This window comes from Geomonas edaphica (assembly GCF_004917075.1).
GTDB classification, from domain to species: Bacteria; Desulfobacterota; Desulfuromonadia; order Geobacterales; family Geobacteraceae; genus Geomonas; species Geomonas edaphica.
Genome location: NZ_SSYB01000004.1, coordinates 1,092,765 through 1,110,882, shown reverse-complemented (window position 1 = coordinate 1,110,882; position 18,118 = coordinate 1,092,765). Strand labels below are relative to the sequence as shown.

General features: G+C 60.4%; 15 protein-coding genes and 1 pseudogene. 9 read left to right on the top strand and 7 right to left on the bottom strand.

Annotated elements, in window-relative coordinates; translation table 11 throughout:
- Positions 1-5: 5 nt before the first annotated feature.
- On the top strand, positions 6-1,565 hold the full coding sequence (locus E8K79_RS15610; RefSeq protein WP_136515504.1) for a YiiX/YebB-like N1pC/P60 family cysteine hydrolase: 1,560 nt from the start codon (positions 6-8) through the stop codon (positions 1,563-1,565).
- A gap of 78 nt (positions 1,566-1,643) precedes the next feature.
- On the opposite strand, the gene E8K79_RS15605 is transcribed toward E8K79_RS15610, so the two are convergent.
- Both E8K79_RS15605 and E8K79_RS15600 read right to left on the bottom strand, forming a co-directional pair.
- Positions 1,644-2,468, bottom strand: coding sequence for a nitroreductase family protein (locus tag E8K79_RS15605; protein ID WP_135868666.1), 825 nt, complete (start codon positions 2,466-2,468; stop codon positions 1,644-1,646).
- Positions 2,469-2,485: 17 nt separating this feature from the next.
- A complete protein-coding gene (locus E8K79_RS15600; protein WP_135868667.1) occupies positions 2,486-3,121 on the bottom strand; it encodes a flavodoxin family protein in 636 nt (211 codons plus the stop codon).
- 170 nt (positions 3,122-3,291) lie between these two features.
- Here E8K79_RS15600 and E8K79_RS15595 point away from each other — a divergent pair, with 170 nt between their 5' ends.
- Positions 3,292-3,654: a winged helix-turn-helix transcriptional regulator gene (locus E8K79_RS15595; RefSeq protein ID WP_135868668.1), complete on the top strand. Its 363-nt coding sequence runs from the start codon at positions 3,292-3,294 to the stop codon at positions 3,652-3,654.
- Positions 3,655-3,835: 181 nt separating this feature from the next.
- Here the strand turns inward: E8K79_RS15595 and E8K79_RS15590 are convergent, their stop codons facing one another.
- A complete protein-coding gene (locus tag E8K79_RS15590; protein ID WP_136515503.1) occupies positions 3,836-4,747 on the bottom strand; it encodes a hypothetical protein in 912 nt (303 codons plus the stop codon).
- Positions 4,748-5,237: 490 nt separating this feature from the next.
- A complete protein-coding gene (locus E8K79_RS15585; protein ID WP_136515502.1) occupies positions 5,238-7,256 on the bottom strand; it encodes a hypothetical protein in 2,019 nt (672 codons plus the stop codon).
- 323 nt (positions 7,257-7,579) lie between these two features.
- Between E8K79_RS15585 and E8K79_RS15580 the strand changes: the two genes are divergently transcribed.
- Positions 7,580-8,548 carry a TolB family protein gene (locus E8K79_RS15580; protein WP_136515501.1) on the top strand — a complete coding sequence of 323 codons (969 nt, stop codon included), beginning with the start codon at positions 7,580-7,582 and terminating at the stop codon, positions 8,546-8,548.
- Positions 8,549-8,575: 27 nt separating this feature from the next.
- On the opposite strand, the gene E8K79_RS15575 is transcribed toward E8K79_RS15580, so the two are convergent.
- Positions 8,576-9,802 carry a c-type heme family protein gene (locus E8K79_RS15575; RefSeq protein WP_407925481.1) on the bottom strand — a complete coding sequence of 409 codons (1,227 nt, stop codon included), beginning with the start codon at positions 9,800-9,802 and terminating at the stop codon, positions 8,576-8,578.
- 129 nt (positions 9,803-9,931) lie between these two features.
- Between E8K79_RS15575 and E8K79_RS21750 the strand changes: the two are divergent.
- From E8K79_RS21750 to E8K79_RS15555, 4 genes and pseudogenes are all read left to right on the top strand, one after another.
- Positions 9,932-10,114, top strand: a pseudogene (locus tag E8K79_RS21750) (hypothetical protein); the annotation flags it as partial.
- Between the two features lie 38 nt (positions 10,115-10,152).
- Positions 10,153-10,488: a hypothetical protein gene (locus E8K79_RS15565; protein WP_162604682.1), complete on the top strand. Its 336-nt coding sequence runs from the start codon at positions 10,153-10,155 to the stop codon at positions 10,486-10,488.
- Positions 10,489-10,608: 120 nt separating this feature from the next.
- On the top strand, positions 10,609-11,205 hold the full coding sequence (locus E8K79_RS15560; RefSeq protein WP_136515498.1) for an OmpA family protein: 597 nt from the start codon (positions 10,609-10,611) through the stop codon (positions 11,203-11,205).
- A gap of 468 nt (positions 11,206-11,673) precedes the next feature.
- The gene (locus E8K79_RS15555) at positions 11,674-13,581 is read left to right on the top strand and encodes a tetratricopeptide repeat protein (RefSeq protein WP_136515497.1); all 1,908 of its coding nucleotides are present in this window, start codon (positions 11,674-11,676) and stop codon (positions 13,579-13,581) included.
- Positions 13,582-13,656: 75 nt separating this feature from the next.
- Here E8K79_RS15555 and E8K79_RS15550 read toward each other — a convergent pair whose 3' ends face one another.
- Positions 13,657-14,112 carry a DNA-binding protein gene (locus tag E8K79_RS15550; protein ID WP_136515496.1) on the bottom strand — a complete coding sequence of 152 codons (456 nt, stop codon included), beginning with the start codon at positions 14,110-14,112 and terminating at the stop codon, positions 13,657-13,659.
- 212 nt (positions 14,113-14,324) lie between these two features.
- On the opposite strand from E8K79_RS15550, the gene E8K79_RS15545 reads away from it, so the two are divergent.
- Both E8K79_RS15545 and E8K79_RS15540 read left to right on the top strand, forming a co-directional pair.
- Positions 14,325-15,689, top strand: coding sequence for a chloride channel protein (locus tag E8K79_RS15545; protein WP_136515495.1), 1,365 nt, complete (start codon positions 14,325-14,327; stop codon positions 15,687-15,689).
- 139 nt (positions 15,690-15,828) lie between these two features.
- The gene (locus E8K79_RS15540; RefSeq protein WP_136515494.1) at positions 15,829-16,869 is read left to right on the top strand and encodes an SDR family oxidoreductase; all 1,041 of its coding nucleotides are present in this window, start codon (positions 15,829-15,831) and stop codon (positions 16,867-16,869) included.
- A gap of 329 nt (positions 16,870-17,198) precedes the next feature.
- Here the strand turns inward: E8K79_RS15540 and E8K79_RS15535 are convergent, their stop codons facing one another.
- On the bottom strand, positions 17,199-17,936 hold the full coding sequence (locus tag E8K79_RS15535; RefSeq protein ID WP_136515493.1) for a response regulator: 738 nt from the start codon (positions 17,934-17,936) through the stop codon (positions 17,199-17,201).
- Positions 17,937-18,118: the final 182 nt, after the last annotated feature.

Genomic DNA, 18,118 nt, shown 5'->3' with positions numbered 1-18,118 from the left:
CCCACATGAGGCTTCGTCTCTGCATCCTGTTCTCGCTCTTCATCGCCCTCTCCTGCGCGCCGCCGGTCCTGGCCGGCGACACACTCAAAGAGCTCGTCGAAAGAGGGGCGTGCGGCGGGGAATCGGACAAGACCTGCACCGGGCACTTCCTCGAGGCGCACGGCTGCACCAAGGCGAGCGTCGAGCAGGGGCTCACGCGGGAGCTCAATGCGTTCCGCACCCTCGCGGAAGAAGCGCTCGCGCTGCGGGCGGAGACCATCAAGACCGGCATCCGCATCAAGCAGGGGATGGAGCAGGGCAAACCGCTCTCAGGCGACGACCTCGCCCTCATCAACCAGGGGATCATCCAGCACATGGCGCTGCGTGAGAAGCTCCTGGCCCTGGCAGAGGCGCACGAGTGCTGGCTCGACGCCGGCGACAGCGAGCTCGCGGAACTCGGCGTCACAAAGGAGAGTCGACTCAAGGGGGTCATGCTCTCCCTCTCCTCCGCCCTCGTTCTCTACGACAACTACCTGCTCGCCGTCTCGCTCTTCGAGGGGGACGCGAAGCTGCGCCGCATCCTGAACGAGCGCGACCCCGGTTATGCGGTGCAGCGCGCCGAGCTTGCCAAGGTCACCCTGAACTACGACTCGATCACGAATCGTCAGCGGGTGCGCAAGGCAATCAAGTTCTACGAGAAGCAGACGAGGAAGTCCCCCTTCACCTCGGACACCCTCGCCATGGACTACGTCTCCACCCTGATAAGGCAAAGTCCCTCCTACGACATAGTGAAGAAATGGTCCCCCTTCTACGTGATCGGCAGGAAGCTCGGCTTCTTTGGCGCGGTGACCACGGACACGGTGCTAGGTCTTGAGCGGGAAGGGACCAGCCTGTTCAGCATGGTCTTCGGCAACGCGGTGGGGCTCGTGGAGACCCGAAAGGGCAAACTGTACGGGAAGGAAGCGGTAAGGGCCGAGGTACAGAAGAACCTGCAGGCGGGAGACATCCTCCTGGAGAAGACCCCCTTCCGGCTCACCGACAAGCTGATTCCCGGTTACTGGGGGCATGCGGCGGTGTGGACCGGCACCGAGCAGGAGTTGCGGGAACTGGGAATCTGGGAACATCCGGTGGTGAAGCCGTACCAGCAACAGATAAAAAGCGGCCACATGGTGGTCGAGGCGCTGCGCTCCGGGGTCGAGATGAACACCATGCAGCACTTCCTCAACATCGACAGCATCGGTATCCTGCGCAAGACCGCGGCCACACGCCAGGACCGCGCCCACACTGTGATCCAGGCGCTGCGCCAGGTGGGGAAGCCGTACGACTTCAACTTCGACGTCGAGTCCAAGGGGAGGGTGTACTGCTCAAAGCTCGTGTACATGAGCTACAGCGGGGTCGATTGGCCGACCAAGAAGTCGCTCGGACGCGCCACCTTCACGCCGGACGACGTGGCTATCAAGGCGATCAAGGGGGGCACCCTGCAGTTGGTGACCTTCTACCACGAGGGAAATCTGGTCTCGCGCGAACCGCTCAACACCATGGCGAAGCTGATGGGGGTAGCCAACGGGAGCCAAGCGGCGCGGTAAGGAGTTGCGCTTCAACGGCGGGCTTCTAGGGACGTAAGGAAGGGGGACCGGCACACAAAGAGCCGGTCCCCTTTTTTATCAGACGCGGTGGATCATGGCGCCCTGGTGCTGGACGGTGCGCGCGTATTGGACGGCGGGCTTGCCGAAGGCCATGCAATAGCCGACGGTGTGGTCCTCTGGGATGCCGAGGCGGGCCAGGGATTCGGGGACGAGATCGTTGATGGCGATCTTGGCGAGGCCGTCCCAGACGGTACCCACGCCGTTTGCCTGCGCGAAGAGCTCGAAGTAGCTGAGCGCGATCATGCAGTCCTGCAACGGCGAGACCGCCTTGTCCGAGACCGACGCGACCAGCAGGTGCGGTGCGCCGCGGAAAAGAACGTCCACGCACTGCTCCTCCCAGAGCTTCACGAAATCGCCGAAGAACGCGAGCTGTTCGGGAAGCGCGTCCTCACGCACCAGGCGCGCGATGCCGGCCATGAGCTCATCGCGGAAAGAGGCGAGCTTTTCCCGATCATCGATGACCGTAAAGCGTACCTGGCGGGTGTTGACGCCGGTGGGCGCATGCCATGCAACCTCGAGCAGGCGCTGCAAAAGTTCGGGCTCCAGGTTCTCCTGCTTGTAGCGACGCACCGAGCGGCGCCCTTTCATCAGGGTCTCAAGCTTCGCCGGGTCCGGCCGCCAGTCCCCCTCAAGCGGCGTGCTATCTTGCGGGTCGAGCCCCAGGATCGATACGGCGCCGGTGGGACAGACCGCGAAGCAGTGCTGGCAGCGGTAGCATCCCGCCTCCTTCTCCGCCGCGATCAGCGGAAACCCATCGGCCGTATCCATGACGTGCGCCGGACAGTCGGCAACGCACAGGCCGCACCTGGTGCATTTATCCTTGTCTATCTTGAATTGAAGCATCCTTCCCTCCGAACCCTTTACCTGATGAAGTTGGTGAAGATCTTGGTTTCCTGCTCCGGCTCAGGCACCACCCCTTTGCCGTTTTCCACCAGCTTGAGAAGCCACGCCATGTTCTTGGCGAGAACGCGCATGATCTGCACCCCTTCGCCGTCCTGAAGGGCCTCGCCGGGGGTCCTGCCGTGGATCACATTCCAGTAGTTGGAGGTCGGGAGCAGCATCTCTGAGTAGTTCAGGAAGTGGTTCAGCTGGTCGAAGGTCGTCACTCCGCCGGAGCGGCGCACCGCGACCACCGCAGCACCCACCTTATGGCGCAGCAGGCCGCCGTTAACGCCGGCCACGAAGAAGGCGCGGTCCATGAACGACTTCAAGGTCCCGCCGACCCCTGAATAGTGCACCGGGGACCCCAGGATGATGCCATCGGCACCCTTCATCTTCTGGACGTACTCGTTCACCTCGTCGTCCTTGATGGCGCACCGTTCGTCCTGGTTCTTCAAGCACTGGTAACAGGCGATACAGCCGCGGATCGCCTTGTTTCCCACATGCACGATCTCGGTCTCGATCCCCTCCTTGGCCAACTCTTCGGCCACCAGCTTGATGGCGTGATAGGTGTTCCCTTCCTTGTTGGGGCTGCCGTTGAATGCCACGACCTTCATTGTGTCTCCTCCCGCCAGGCAGTTCTGAATCAACCCGACGCTTTTCTTTTTTTTGCAATTGGGCTATATAGGACCATTGGTGCCGGACCGTCAATAACGTACTTTTACGAAACGTAGTACCTTATTTGAAACACGGTACCCTACAGGGAACCTTACCAGAAGGAGATGACATGCAGCAAAGCCAGTCGACGGCCGAAGTAATGACATTGCGGGACAAGGAATACAAGTGCGGTATCGACGTGACACTGGCGCTCGTCGGTGGAAAATGGAAGGCCTCCATCCTCTGGCATCTCGCACAGGACACCATGCGCTTTTCCGATCTGCAGCGGCAGTTTGCGGACACGACGAGGAAGATGCTCACCCAGCAGTTGCGCGAATTAGAGGGCGATGGACTGGTGCACCGCAAGGTCTATCCGCAAGTACCGCCCAAGGTCGAGTACTCGCTGACCGAGCAGGGAAAGAGCATCTTTCCGATTCTGGAGATGATGTGCGACTGGGGGTCGAACTACCTTAAGGCGGCGAACACACCCTAAGGCAAATCCCCCCTGTCCCCCCTTCGCAAAGGGGGGAACGCTGGTTCGCGTTCCATGCTTTGTGGGCACTGTTACTGTAGGTTTCCCTGAATTCTGCGCAAAAACAAAGTAAAGGGCCCCTCGCCAGATGCCGGGGAGGGGCCCTTCGTGCTAATGGATTACCGCGCTAGCGGCCGCGTACCTAATCCTTATCCTGGCCGCGACCTCTGCCCTGGCCGCCGCCCCTCTCGGGGCCGCCACCTCTTTCCATCCTCTCCTGCATCCTTTCCTGGCGCGGTTCCATGCGCTGCTCCATGCGAGGCTCATGCCCCCTTGGAGGCTCCATGGCCTTCGGCGCATGCTGGGCAGGAGGCTGCATCCTCGGTTCGTGCTGCATCGGTGCCTGCCGCTCGCGTTCGGGGCCGCGCTGCATCTGGGCCGGCGGCATTGCACCCGGTCCTCTCATCTCGGGACGCTCCTGGCGTACCGGCGGACCCGACGGACGTTTTTCCGCCTCCCTCAGATGTTGCCGTACCACGTTGTTCTTCGGCTGGTAACGGTAACTGTCACGACGCACCCTTTGCTGCTGTTCGTAAGAAGAAGGATAGCGATCACCGGTATAGCGGCGCTGGTAGGTGGGAAGCGGCGCCCTGCCCGGCGTGCGGCTTCTGTCCCAGCGGTCCCAGCCGTGGCGACGGTCTTCCCACCCGCGTCCCCAGTGCTGTCCCCAGCGAGGCGGGTAGTTGGGCGCCCAGGACCTGAAGTAGACCGGCGGTTCAACATAGTACCGCACCGGAACGCGCAGGATGTAGACCGGTACCACGTAAGGATCGACGAGAGCCCATGGCCCGTTGTACCAGGAGCTCACGTACCAGTTATCGTTCCAGAAGGACCAGTACATGCCGTCATAAAAGAAGTAGTTGCCAGGGACGTTGGGGGCATAATAGACGGGATATCCAGGTATAGGGCGCAGGTCGGGGTAGCCACCGAGATTGATCCCGATGCTCACGTTGGGAAGCCCGATCCCTATGCCAACGCTGACCGAGGCTGTTGCGGTAGTGGACAGACAGAACAGCAAGCCCAGTACTATGAAGCAATGACGCAATCTTCGCATATTGTCCTCCATTTACTCAGCAGGGTGTTTTAGGTATCTCACAGCAAGGCGCGGCCTTCTCTTACAGCATCGCGCCGCCTAACAGCATACCACATTCCGGCTGCTGCACCAAAACAGCCGCACACGAAACGCTGCATTAGCCCCGGCGTTCCCCCCTTTGCGAAGGGGGGGCAGGGGGGATTTGTCTTGGTCAGACCATACACGTACTTTCTGCCGCTGCAATCGCCCACGCTAAAAAAGAGAATGACAGATGCCGAACACCGTGGTGGTCGCGTCTAGAAGGAAAGCGGCTTACGGGATCCAGTCAAACCTGCGGAAACCGCTGTTAAAAGCAAATCCCCCCCGTCCCCCCTTCGCAAAGGGGTGGGCGCGAGGTCACCTGCGGCGCTTCGTAGACACATTTTTGCTTCGTGCGGCATTACTTCGTGCAAAAGGAAAAGCCACCCGTTCGGGTGGCTTTTCGGTGCTGCGTTGTTACTGCTTATTACCGCTAGTGCTCTTCGGTATGCCCGCCGGTCATCCCTGCGCTGAAGGTATGGCAGTTGCTGCAGTCATACCCTTTGCTCTGGACATGGATGCTGTGGACGGTGTTGGCGCCCGGGAAGCTCTTGTTGCCGTGGCAGTTGTCGCACAGCGTGGCGATCGCTTCCTTGAGCGGGTAGCCAGTGCCGTGGCAGGCCGCACAGTTCTTGCGATCACGGTGGTTGCTGTGCAGCGAGGTGAAGCTCGTGTAGGTCTTAGCACCGTGGCAGACGTCGCACATCTGGGCCGTGGTGCCGCGACGCACATAGCCAAGGCTTGCAAACGGCATGCGGTTCGCACCTGCGGTGATCTGCGGGTGGCAGCCGCCGTTGGAGCAGGAAACTGCGGTCGTCTTCGGACCTACGCCGTGGAAGATCCCCTCGTACTGCTCGGTCGGGACGAAGGTGTGTGCGTTGTAGGTCATCCCCTGGGCGGCAGCGCCGAGCTGGATGGCGGTGTTGATGTCACCGGTCTCGAAGGCGTACTTGTTCTTCACCGGCAGGAGCTGCTTCGTGGTGGTCTCCATCGGCTGCGAGCCGGTGTGGAGCTTGAACGGGTAGAGCTTGGAGAACTTCCCGGTCGGATCCACGAAGGCGCCGTCGGGGCTGCTGATCACCTGCACGCCGCGGGAGTCGAGGCTGACGGGATCCTTGAACTTGTAGAAGTGGCTGAACCCGTTGAACCACGCGTAGGTCGGCATGATGTTGGTGCCTTTGGTCATCTCCGGGTCCCACAGCGCCTTGGCGGTGTCGATCTCCATGACCGCCCAGTTCCTGTGCGTGTCGGTCGGGATGGTCTTCGCGAAGGTCGGCACGTGGCAGACGGAGCAGTTAACCTTGTCGCTGTGACGGTTCAGGTCGGTGTAGCTCACGTTGGTTGAACGGTGCGGGATGCGGGAGTGGCAGTTCTCGCAGGAAAGTACGCGGGTGGTGTCGAGGGCGCGCATGTCGGAGCCGCGGCCTGCCATCCGGTGTCCCTCGGTCCTGTGGCACTCCTGGCAAGCGAAGTTCTGCCCATCGCTCCCCATGTGCACGTCGTAAGCCTTGGTGCAGACCTTGTTGGTCGATTCGATGTCGCCGCGCTTGTAGTTGTCACCGCCGCCGGACTTCTCGTGGCAGCGCATGCAGGTGGTGCGGGTCGGGCGGATCACGTTCTGCGCGATGGACAGTACGTTCAGGCCATCGGCCGGGACCATGGAGAAGGTGCCGTCTGCGTTCTGGATCACCTTCCTGGAGTAGCCGTTGCCGTGGCACATGAGGCAGTCGATGTTCTCGAGCTGCGCTTGGCTGGAGGTGGTGGAGGGCTTCAGGCCGTTGCCTGCATGGCAAACCGCGCAGCCGCCGGGGCCGGTGGTCCCGTCGGTTTTGGCGAAGATGGTCAGCCAGTTCATGTCCGGCTGGATGCAGAAGTTGTTGATGCCGCCCATCTTGGAGGCCTTGGAGCCGGAAGCCGCCAGTTCGATCGCCTTCTGGTTGTCGCCGGTCCACTGGTAGTGTACCGAACCGAACATGGCGCTCGCCTGGCCTGCGTGGCAGGCGCTGGTGATGCAGGTGGCCGGACCGTTGTACGCGGTTACGTAGCTTGCATGGCTCGGCACCGGGAGCTGCACCTTGAAGGTGGTGGAGCCGGTTCCGGTGTTGCTGCTCGAATCGGTGAAGCTGACCGTTGCGGTGTAAGTCCCTTTCGGCGCGGAGCTAGAGAGGGTGTAGTTGTAGTAGGCGAACCCGGTGTAGGGGTCCTTGCTCATGGCGACACCGTTCAGGAGCGTCGTCCCGGTAGGGCTCTTGATGGTGACGTTGGCGTAGCGGATCTGGGAAGTGGTGATCCGGGTGGTGCCGTTCTCGGCGTTGGCCTTCACGGTTACGACGGAGCTCTGACCATAGTTCAGCTTGTTGGTCGCCGTCTGCACCGAAAGGGTCGCCGCGAAAGCGGTGCCGTAGCAGGAAGCGGCCAGCAGCACGCCTCCAACCAGTGCGGTTTTCTTCATGTCAACCTCCTTGGATGTGTTCCCTGCAGTGCGAACAATCTGCCGTGGCCACGGTCTGTGCGTTCACAAGTGGCTACAATAAGCAACACTTATACCAAAATGTGCACGTCCTAATAAGTATCCGTTCCATCGACGGAAATGTCCGACCCCTTCCTACATGCTCGCCCCTCCGGGTGAGCCACCCCACCCTGTTGGGTGTTATACACCACGGACTAGGGTGAAATCCCCATTAGCAGAGAAACGTTGACATATTAAGCTAAATCTCATACAAGACCCCTGCTGACCATCACCTGCTCCAAGAGAGCCGTTCCAAGAGAGGCATCATGAAGAACGCTATCCGTGCCGTGATAACCGCCATCCTGCTTTTCCCAGCGTTCGTCAACGCTGCCGACGTCACCCTCACCCGTATCAGCAGCGGCGCAGGAACGAAACTGTTCCCGGACATATACGGCGGCCGCGTGGTCTGGCAGGACAGTCGTAACGGCAAGGCCGACATCTACCTCTACGACATCGCATCGGGAACGGAAACACGGATAACCCAAGGTGGGCACGACCACAAGAAGCCGCGCATCTACGGGGACAGGATCTACTGGCAGGACTACCGCAACGGGACCTCGGACATATACATATACGATCTTGCAGAGAAAAAGGAGAGGCCGGTGGTGGTGTCGCCGACCCAGAAGATCGACCTTGCCGTCTCGGAACGCTACCTGGCCTGGACCGACCTGAGGGACGGCAAGGGGACGGTCTGCCTGTACGATCCGGCAACAAAAAAGGAAAGGCGGATGATGTCAGGGCAGGCACCGCAAGGGTTCGCCGCCCTTTCGGCGCAGTACCTGGTCTGGAAGGACGAGCGCAACGATTCGGGCGACATCTACCTCTACGACATCGCCAAAGGAAAAGAGGCGAGGATCACCAGCAACCCGGAGGCCCAGTGGTCGCCCGCCGCGTACGGGAACCTGGTGGTGTGGGAGGATAACCGGAACAAGGACGTGCTGCCCAACTACGACATCTACCTTTATGACACCGCCACAGGGAAGGAGAGACAGCTCACCAGAAGCGACGCCAACCAGCGCTTCCCGCGCATCTGGGGGACCAAGGTGGTTTTCGTCGACAATTCCCGGGCCGAGGCCGAGGATATCCACCTGCTCGATCTTGCGAACGGCAAGGAGACCGCGCTGACCCGCGGGACCACGGATTACTACACTCCGACAATCTACGGCGATCGTGTTGTCTTCAGTGACCTGAAGAACATCTATCTGGCGACGATACCAACCGGCAGCGCCAGGTAACCGCCCCGAGGCGGGTGCGTGAACTTATCATGACTCGGGAGGCTTCTCCCGTTTGGACTGCAGGCCTTCTTTCATCTCCGCGAAACATGAAGGGCAGATGCCGTGGCTGAACATGGCGTCGGTGTGCTCCGAGATGTACTGCTCCATCTGTTGCCAGATCTCCTCGTCTTTACGGATCTTCTTACAGTAGGAGCAGATCGGGATCACTCCTTCGAGGATGCGCACCTTGGCAAGGGCAGCCTCCAGCTCTTGAACTTTTGCGGCCAATTCTCCCTGGATCACCTTGCGCTCCGCCACGTCCTGTTCCAATTTCCGGTTCAGCGTTTCAAGCTCCGCAGTCCTCTCCTTCACTTGCCCCACCAGCCCATCCTTTTCGGCACGCAGATGCCTGGACAGATCGTTGAAGGCGCCGGTCAGCTCCCTGAGTTCCGTACCCTGGGACGGCAACACGATATCCTCTCCGAGCTTGCTGTCGTCGCGGATGATGGCCATGGTTCGGTCGCGAAGCTCCCCGAGCGGCCCGAGCAGCAGCCGGTCCATGAACAGGAACTGCAGGGCCGATGAAACTCCGAGTATGGTCAACAGCAGCACGGAAAGCTTGAAGGAGAGTTCGTTGGCGCTGGCGTAGGCCTGCTGCAGCGGGATGCGGATCGAGATGGCGGAGACAAGCTCGCGATCCTGCCGGTTGAAGCTTCGCGTCTCCCCGTATTGCCTGACCAGTTCCGCGGGCGCCGACTGCGGCATGCTGTGGCAGCGCAGGCAGCTCTTCTCCATGCTCTCCCCGCGACGCATGACGACGAAGTAGGGCTTTCCGTCGATATCCCGGATATCGGAACGGGCATTGAGGCTTATGTCACGCTTCAAGTCAGCGATGAAGGCGCGCTCGAACGGGTCCGCCTCGTTCTTCGGACTTCTCGCGTTCACCGCGCATTCCTTGTAGTAGTAATCACTTCTCGAGAGCGCCTTGTTGTAGGCGTCGATCTCACGCACCGCATAGGTGGACGACATCCAGACTGGATCGAAGTACTCCGGCGTCCGGTAGCGGTCGCTGAGATCGAAAACATGCGGCTTCAACTGGTTGGAGAAGTAGCTGTGGATGGCCATGTTGTGGTCCAGGATGAGGTGCGCCTTTTCCTGGGCCTCTGCCAGTGCCTGCTCGCGCTGGTGATAATTCACCGTAACGACAATGGCAGCCGCGACAGTAACAAAGGAGGCCACATACAGAACCAGGAACAGTTTTTTAGCCGATACCACCCGCATTTGCCTCCCGTCATGAATTTTTCGCCACCCTACTGTCAGCGACAACGGCTGTCAATGGGTTTTTAGCCAATTCTGCTATCGCACCATCCCAGACGTAGTCCCGCTGAAGCTGCCCAGTACTCGCAGTCGCTCATCAAGGGGAAGGCGGAAGTGGCCAGGCTCAGGGAAAAGGCAATAACGGACGGCATGACCACACTCAAGCAGGACGGCATACTCAAATGCCTGCAGGGAGTCACCGATATACAAGAGGTGCGTCACGTCTGTATCAAGCAGGAGGGTTGTTTTTCACCGAGAGATCGGTTATAAAGTGATGTCTGCCTGTAACTCGTCGGCAAACCTTCACTATGATCAATAAAACGCTGCATCATAGATCACTGCTGATATTCCTCACCTGCGTAACCACGCTCTGTGTCCTCATATTCGGGATGCGGATACCGGACCTGTCGCAGCCCGGCCACCCCAAGCCGAAACCCCGCGCCTACATAGAAGAGCAGTTCAAGAAGCACCATGAAACCGCGGCCAAGAAGTCACTGGACCACGTCCAGGCCGAACTGCCGCCGGTCGTCGAACCGGTGCTTCATGCCACCTATCGCACCGAACTCCCCCACGCCTTCCAAGGCGCGGCACTCTCCTCGTATTTCCCCAACCTTTCCCGGGCGCCTCCTCACTCCGCAGCCTGACAGTTTCGCCCCATTAACCACAGCTCCGTTGCCACGAGATGGCAATCATGCGGTCGCTTGCGTCCGCGCGCGCCCTGTCGCGTCCAATAAACTACTGAAAGCAGAAGATGGAGGTTTCCCATGAAGATGTCTCTCAAGCGTTTCGTTCCCGTTCTTTGCACCGGCCTTTTGATCGCAGGCGGCTGCGCCAAGCAGCAGGCAGTCAAGGCCGATCAGCCGATCGCTCCTTCTACCACCACCCAGCAGGTAGCCGCACCCACGCAGGCTAAGCCGGCCGAGTCCAAACCGGCTGCGGCTCAAACGACGGCCCTGCCGGACTCCACCATAAAGAGTGAAGGGCTCGCTCAGGGTCAGGCAGCCTCCTCGAAGGCCGCCGCAGTTTCCCAGGCTCTCGAAAAGATCTACTTCGACTTCGACTCCGACGTCCTGAGCGACACCGCCCGTAAGACCCTCGCCGCCAACTTCGACAAGCTGAAGGCTATGGGTAACGTCAAGGTTCGCGTCGAGGGTAACTGCGACGAGCGCGGCTCCGACGATTACAACCTGGCACTCAGCGAGCGTCGCGCCCAGGCAGCGGTGAAGTACCTGGCCTCGCTCGGCATCCCCGCCAGCCGCCTCTCCTTCATCGGCTACGGCGAAGAGAAGCCTGTCGACGCAGCCCACACCGAGAACGCCTGGTCCAAGAACAGGCGTGACGAATTCACCATCAGCAAGTAGAACGAGGCAGACATCAGGAGGGGCAACGACAGCAATACGCTGCGGTGCCCCGTCCCCCTGCGAATTTCAATGTAAGTTCTTCACGAAATTCCGGTGGACGTAAAGGACAGCTGGCAACCAAGCACTGCACGCCCCTAACGTTCCCCCCTTTGCGAAGGGGGGGCAGGGGGGATTTGCCTTAGTCATCCCAGACAAACTCCTTCTGACGCTGCGATCACGCATGCTGCGGAAGGAAATAGCAATGCGCAACAGCCGTCATGGTCCCGTCCAGGAGTAAGCAAATCCAAGTTCAGCCGGCGAAAACTGAGGAAGAAAGAGCAAATCCTCCCCGTCCCCCCTTCGCAAAGGGGGGAGCGCTAGTTCAAGTGCAGCGCTTCGTGGAAACTTTTAATGCCTCTCCCAGAACTTGCCGCAGAACCAATAAGCCGGGCGACGGCAACGGCCCTTTCAGCATTCAATAGGTGTGCAATGAATCACAAATCAAGACGCGGTGCCTTGCGTGCCGCCATCGTCGTTATCGCCTTTCTTTCCTGCGGTTTTACCTGGGGGGGGAAGGACAAATGCACGGAAGCACGTGAAACAATAGAAAAGATCACCCCCGAGAGTGCCGCCGCAGAGAGGGCCGAGGCGGATCGCAAGGTGCGCGACCTCTGCCCCGACGGAGGTGCGCCGCTTTACCTGAAGGGGATTTCCATGGAAGCGGCCCACGACAGCGATGGCGCCGTGACTGCCTACCGCGATGCCTTCGCCAAGGATCCGCTCCTTTTGCAGGCGAGGGGGCGCATCGGCCTTTTGCTCCTGGCGAAAGGTAACCGCGAGGAGGCTTCGGTCGACCTCTTCGAAGCGGCGCGACAGACGAAAGAGCCGCGCTACGCACGAGCCCTTGCCGACATCTTCCTCGACGCCAAACTTTACGCCCTGGCCCTCACCCAGTACCGCCAGGTCCAGCCCTCCTTCCCGGACGATGCGAACCTGTACCTCGGCATCGCCCGCAGCTACCGCGGCCTGGGCGACCAGAACCACGCCCTGGAGGCCCTTCAGGAAGCGCTCCGCCTGCAGACTGGCAACGCCACGACCCATCTCGAGCTGGCCACCATTTACCAGGAGCGCAACGACTACATACAGGCTGCTACACATCTGCGCCAGGCGATCACCGCAGATCCTAACAACGCGAGCTACCATTTCCGGCTGGCCCAACTGCTGGAACTCTCGGGGAAACGCGACGAAGCCGCTAAGGAATACGCGCGTTCCGGTGTGAAGCGCACCGGCACGCTCGCCGACCACCTGAAGCGGGCGGCCAAATACGAGGACGAAGGCGAGTTCGCCCTCGCGGCGACCGAATACCGCGCCATGTTGGTGAAAAATCCCAATGCCGCCGGTGTGCGCGAAAAACTGGGCGACGCCGAACTGGCCGCCGGCCACGACGCAGAGTCGATCACCGCTTACGAGGATGCCCTGCGCAAGAAGGAGGATTCCGGGCGGGTGCGTTACCACCTGGGCACCCTCTACGAGCGCAAGGGGGACCTTGACGAGGCGGTACGCAACTTCAGCGCCTCGCTCAGGCTCGATCCGGCAAACAGCGACGCCCGCAGGCGGCTCGCCGACATCTACGCCCTGCGCGGCGATCTTGAAGAAGCGATCCGGGCCTATCAGGACCTCATCTCGCGGCAGGCGGACAACCCGCTGAACTACCTGAAACTCGCACGCCTGCAGGAAAAGCGGCGTACCTACAAAGACGCGATCGGTTCCTACGAAACGGCGCTCGCCCTGGACCCTGCCAACAGCGAAGCGCACCGCAGCATCGCATTCCTGTTCCTGCGCTTGAAGCAGACTGAGCAGGCCGAGCAGCACCTGCACGCGGTGCTGAAACTCGATCCGAGGAACGCTCAGGCAAGGGACGCGCTCATCTCCTTGTCGGTGAAGCAAAAGAAGTACGACCAGGTGACCTCGCTGCTCGAGGAGGACGCGCAACTGAACCCGCAGAACGCTGACAGCCAGTACCGGCTCGGCGTGATATACGCCTTCAAACGCGAGGACGAAAAGGCCCTGCAGCAGTTCGACGCAGCATTGAAGCTGAAGCCGGACCATGCCCGGGCCCTGAACGCGCTAGGCAAGCTCTACCTGAAGGAAGGGGACCGGGACAAGGCACGTGAAGCCTTTGCCGCGGCGAGAAAGGCGGACCCGGACCTGCTCGAGCCTGTGGAACTTTGGAGCAAGCTGAGCGCAGAACCGAAGAAATACGCAGAAAAGAAGGCGAAAGTGAGCAAGTCATCGAAGAAGAAAAAGGGGAGCTCTAAAGCCGTTTCGAAGACGAAGAAGAAAGGGAGTTCCAAAGGAGCTTCGAAGAAGGGGGCCAAACGGAAGTCCAAACGGTAGCGGACCCGCTTGAGTATGAATAAAGAAAGGAGGCGCGGCACAAGGCGCCTCCTTTTTACCGTCGATGGCTTTGCGTCACCGGCGCCAGCCTGCCCAAACGGGGACACCTGCCGCGTCGCGCAATTGCAGGACCGCATCACCCTTTTTGACCTCCGCCGCGATGATGGCGGGCTTGCCGTCGAAATTGATCCGCGCACCCTTCACTTCGACCCGGTCCCCCTTTTCGATCTTCGCGTCGAGGCGCTCCACAAACCACGCCGGCCCGATATGCACCGGGATGGTCCCCTGGTCGGTCTTCAACTGGAGATGCACGCCGTTACCAGGCCCCTTCCTTGCCGACACGACCTCCACCTTTACCACCTCACCGGTCACGGTCTCCACCTTCGCAGGGTCGTAGAGCCGCTGGTAGGCACCGTTCATGCCCCATCCCCCGCTGCCGCGCCACCCTTGCCACGGTGCGGCGTAGGCTGAAGCGGTGATGGTTAAGGCAAGCAGTGATGTCACAACTACGGAGACGTTTCTTGTTGTCATAAGAACCTCCTTGTGTGAAGTAGGAAAAGCATACCACCGCCCGGGACTTCCTCAGCTACAATGCTCCAGGTGCCTCATCTTTTCCATTCAGACCTCACTGAGGCCGCGTGCTTAACGACACCATTGATGAAGTCATCGCTATTGCAGCAATCAGCCGTCAGCCGAGATGGCGGTAACCGCCGTTGAATCCAGATAGAGAAGAAAGGACGCATGTGAACCGAAAAATAGTCGAACAGGTGACGCTGCTTGCCAGCGTGGTCAAGTGGGCAAGTTACGCATCAATCGTAGGGGTCCTGGTCGGAGGGGGCACCACGGCGTTTTTGAAGGCCCTTTCCTGGACCTCTGCACAGTACGACAAGGTACCGGACTACTACCTGCTGCTGCCGGTGACTCTCGTCGTGAGCACCCTGCTGGTCAGGTGGTTCGCCCCTGACGCTGCCGGGCACGGCACCGAGAAGGTGATTGAGGCGGTGCACCAGAAGATGGGGAGAATATCCGTGATGGTGGTCCCGGTTAAATTGGCCGCCACTGTCATCACGCTGGCCGGCGGTGGCTCGGCGGGCAAGGAAGGCCCCTGCGCACAGATCGGCGCCGGGCTCGCCTCTTCCTTCGCATCTTTGTTGCGGCTGAACGACGTCGACCGGCGCAAGCTTGTGATCTGCGGCATCAGTGCCGGGTTCGCCACCGTCTTCGGCACCCCTATTGCGGGTGCGCTTTTCGGCGTCGAGGTGCTTGTGCTCGGACAGGTCTTCTACGACGTGCTCTTTCCTTCTTTCGTAGCTGGCATCATTGGGTTCCACGTGGCGGGAAAACTCGGGGCGAGCTATCCGCATCCAGCCACTGAAATCATCCCCGCCGTCACCGGCTGGAGTTTCACGGAGATGATCCTACTCGGCATATGGTGCGGCATCGCGGCCCTGCTCTTTATCGAGCTCATGCAGTTGGGGCACCGGCTTTTCGCGCGCCTTTCATGGCATCCGGTGGTGAAGGCTATTTTCGGCGGGACGCTAATGGTGCTGATCGGCAGGTTCGTGTCCCAGCGCTACCTGGGTCTCGGGCTGGACAGTATCGACGCCGCGCTGAAGGGGCAGGTACTTCCTTTCGACGCCACCTTCATGAAGATGATCGCCACTTCGATCACCCTGGGAAGCGGCGGCAGTGGCGGCGTGGTAACCCCTATCTTCTTCATTGGAACGGCAGCGGGGAACCTCTTCGCGTCGCTTTTCCATGAACCGCTGGTCGCCACCTTCTCGGCGATCGGCATGGTCGCCCTTCTTGCCGGCGCAGCCAACACCCCGATCGCCGCATCGGTGATGGCCATGGAACTCTTCGGCGCGGGGATCGCTCCGCATGCAGGCGTCGCCTGCATGGTCAGTTTTCTCATCGTCGGATACCGCAGCATCTATCCGAGCCAGATCCTCGGCATCCAGAAAAGCACTTCCTTGAAGGTGGAAACGGGAAGGCCCCTCGGTCAACTGAACCCCGAGAAACTGCAGGACCGCCTGGCTATCTCCTTCCCGGCCTTCATAGTTAAGGGAGCGAAGGTGCTTGGCAAAGGGAGGAAAATCCGCAAATAAACCGCGGTTGCCACCCCCGGTAGTGATCGGGCGCCCTGCCGCCAAAGTTAATTTTTTCACATCTGATATCATGGTTTCCTTGTCTTCGTGGTAAGCGGCTGGTTCACCCGCCGAAAATCGCAGGCACAAGGAGGCTCACATGGGAAAAAGTTCCGGCAGGGTTGTCGTTATCACCGGCGCATCGGCCGGTGTTGGGCGCGCCACAGCGCAGGCGTTCGCCCGCGAGGGTGCATGTATCGGTCTTTTCGCGCGGAACCTGGAGAGGCTTGAGGCAGCCAGGGAAGAGGTGGAACGACTCGGGGGAAAGGCGCTCGTGCTCGTGGGGGATGTGGCTGACTCCGGGCGGGTTGAGGAGGCCGCGACCGAGGTGGAGCGGGAATTCGGTCCTATCGATGTATGGGTCAATAACGCCATGACCTCGGTCTTCTCTCCGTTCGACGCTATGACGCCCGAGGAATTCAAAAGGGTCACCGAGGTGACCTATCTCGGTGCTGTGCACGGCACCATGGCGGCACTGAAGAGGATGCTGCCTCGCGACGACGGTATCATCATCCAGGTAGGCTCGGCCCTTGCCGATCGTAGTATCCCGCTGCAGTCCGCCTACTGCGGTGCAAAGCACGGCATGCGCGGCTTCACCGACTCGATCCGATGCGAACTTCTGCACAGGAAAAGCCGCGTGCGCATGACCATGGTGCAACTCCCCGCGATGAACACTCCCCAGTTCGACTGGGTGAAGTCGCGTCTTCCGAACCGCCCGCAGCCGGTCCCCCCGATCTTCCAGCCCGATGTAGCCGCAAGGGCCATCGTCTGGGCCTCACACCACCGGAGCCGGGAAATATACGTCGGCATGCCGACGGTGAAGGCGATGTGGGGCAACAAATTCATCCCCGGCCTCATCGACCGTTATCTCGGCCGCACCGGGTACCGTTCGCAGCAAACCGATGAACCGGAGCGGGCGGACCGGCCCGCGAACCTGTGGGAAAGCGTTCCCGGGCCGTACGCCGCGCACGGTCGCTTCGACGCGCGTGCGAAGTCGACTAGCGCACAAGTCTGGATCTCCGAGAACAAATGGGGGCTTGGCATCATGTTGGCGGGATGCGCCATGGCTGCGGCCGCTTTCGCCGAGGCTCGCGGGAAGTCCGGATCGCGAAGCAAGCCCTTTTGGCATCGGAAGCTATAGCTTGTGCAGTCGGATGCCGTAGCTTTGACGGGCGAAACTTATGGCTTCGCAAGTCGAATGAGAAGGTGTCGGGCCGGAAGTTATAGGTTTCGGGGTTGGAAGTGGCAGGTTTGGGCCCCGAAGTGGTAGGTTTGGGGCGCGAAGTGGTAGGTTTGGAGGACGGAAGTGAAAGGTTTCGATTCGAAAGTGGCAGGTTTGGGTCCCGAAGTGATAGGTTTGGCAGTCTGAAGTGATAGGCTGGGAATCGGACGGTGGAGGTTACAAACCAGGATCGCTGCCGGAGGCAAATGACGAAAAAGGGGGACGGCTGATGCCGTCCCCCTTTTTCGTCATTCCTTGCTCTTCTTGAAGTAACCCAGGAATTCCTGGCGGGTTAACCACTTCTTGCGCACGAGGTGCTCGATGCCGCGGCTCATGGCCTGACGCTCGCCATCCTTCATCTCTCCCTTCAGGAGTACGAAGAACGGGATGTTCCTTGTCTGCGGGTAGAGCCGGAAACGCTCCAAGAGCTCGAAGGCCGCCTGGTCCGGGAGCATGAGCGCACAGAACATCATGTACGGATGCATGATGGTGCCAACGGCCACCGCCTCCTTGGCGGTGTAGGCGTTCACCACCTCAAACCCCATCTTGGTGAGCGCCTTCTGTACATCCTCTTCACCCCTGCGGGTCACCATCATCACCTGCAGGTCGTAATCCTCGGATTCCTCAGCCAGCCCAAGCTGGTTAAGCTTCCTCGTCATGTATGGGACGTCCATCGGGAGGGTGAAGAACCCAGCCACCGGGAAGACCGCCCCCACCTGGCCGATCTCGCTCAGGTACATCGGAAGAATCGGAATCTCGCGAGTTGCCGGGTTCTCCTTCAGCTTCAAGAGCACCCCCCATCCATCGTCAGACCAGGGGGAAAGATCGAGGAGGATCGCCCTCGGCGTGCAACCGGTCAGTTCCGAGATCTTCGCCGTCCTTGCCCGGTGCCCTCCTTCCGCCAGATAGCTGCAGACGATGGCTCCGCGCTCAACGCGCTCGCCCAGTCCCATGATCCAGAGTTCCCGCTCATCACATTCGATCATCTGCGCTCCTTATCGTACCTGCGCCCGGTCATGAACCTCTCCGGGGCGTACCTTTAATGGTGTGAAGAGCACCGTTGCCGCAAGCAGGCTCGCCGGCCGGAGGGCGGGATGCCGCTCCCACCGCGCCGTTCCGGCCTTGCGCCGTTCCGGTTCACTCAGAATTTTTAATAAATAACATATTT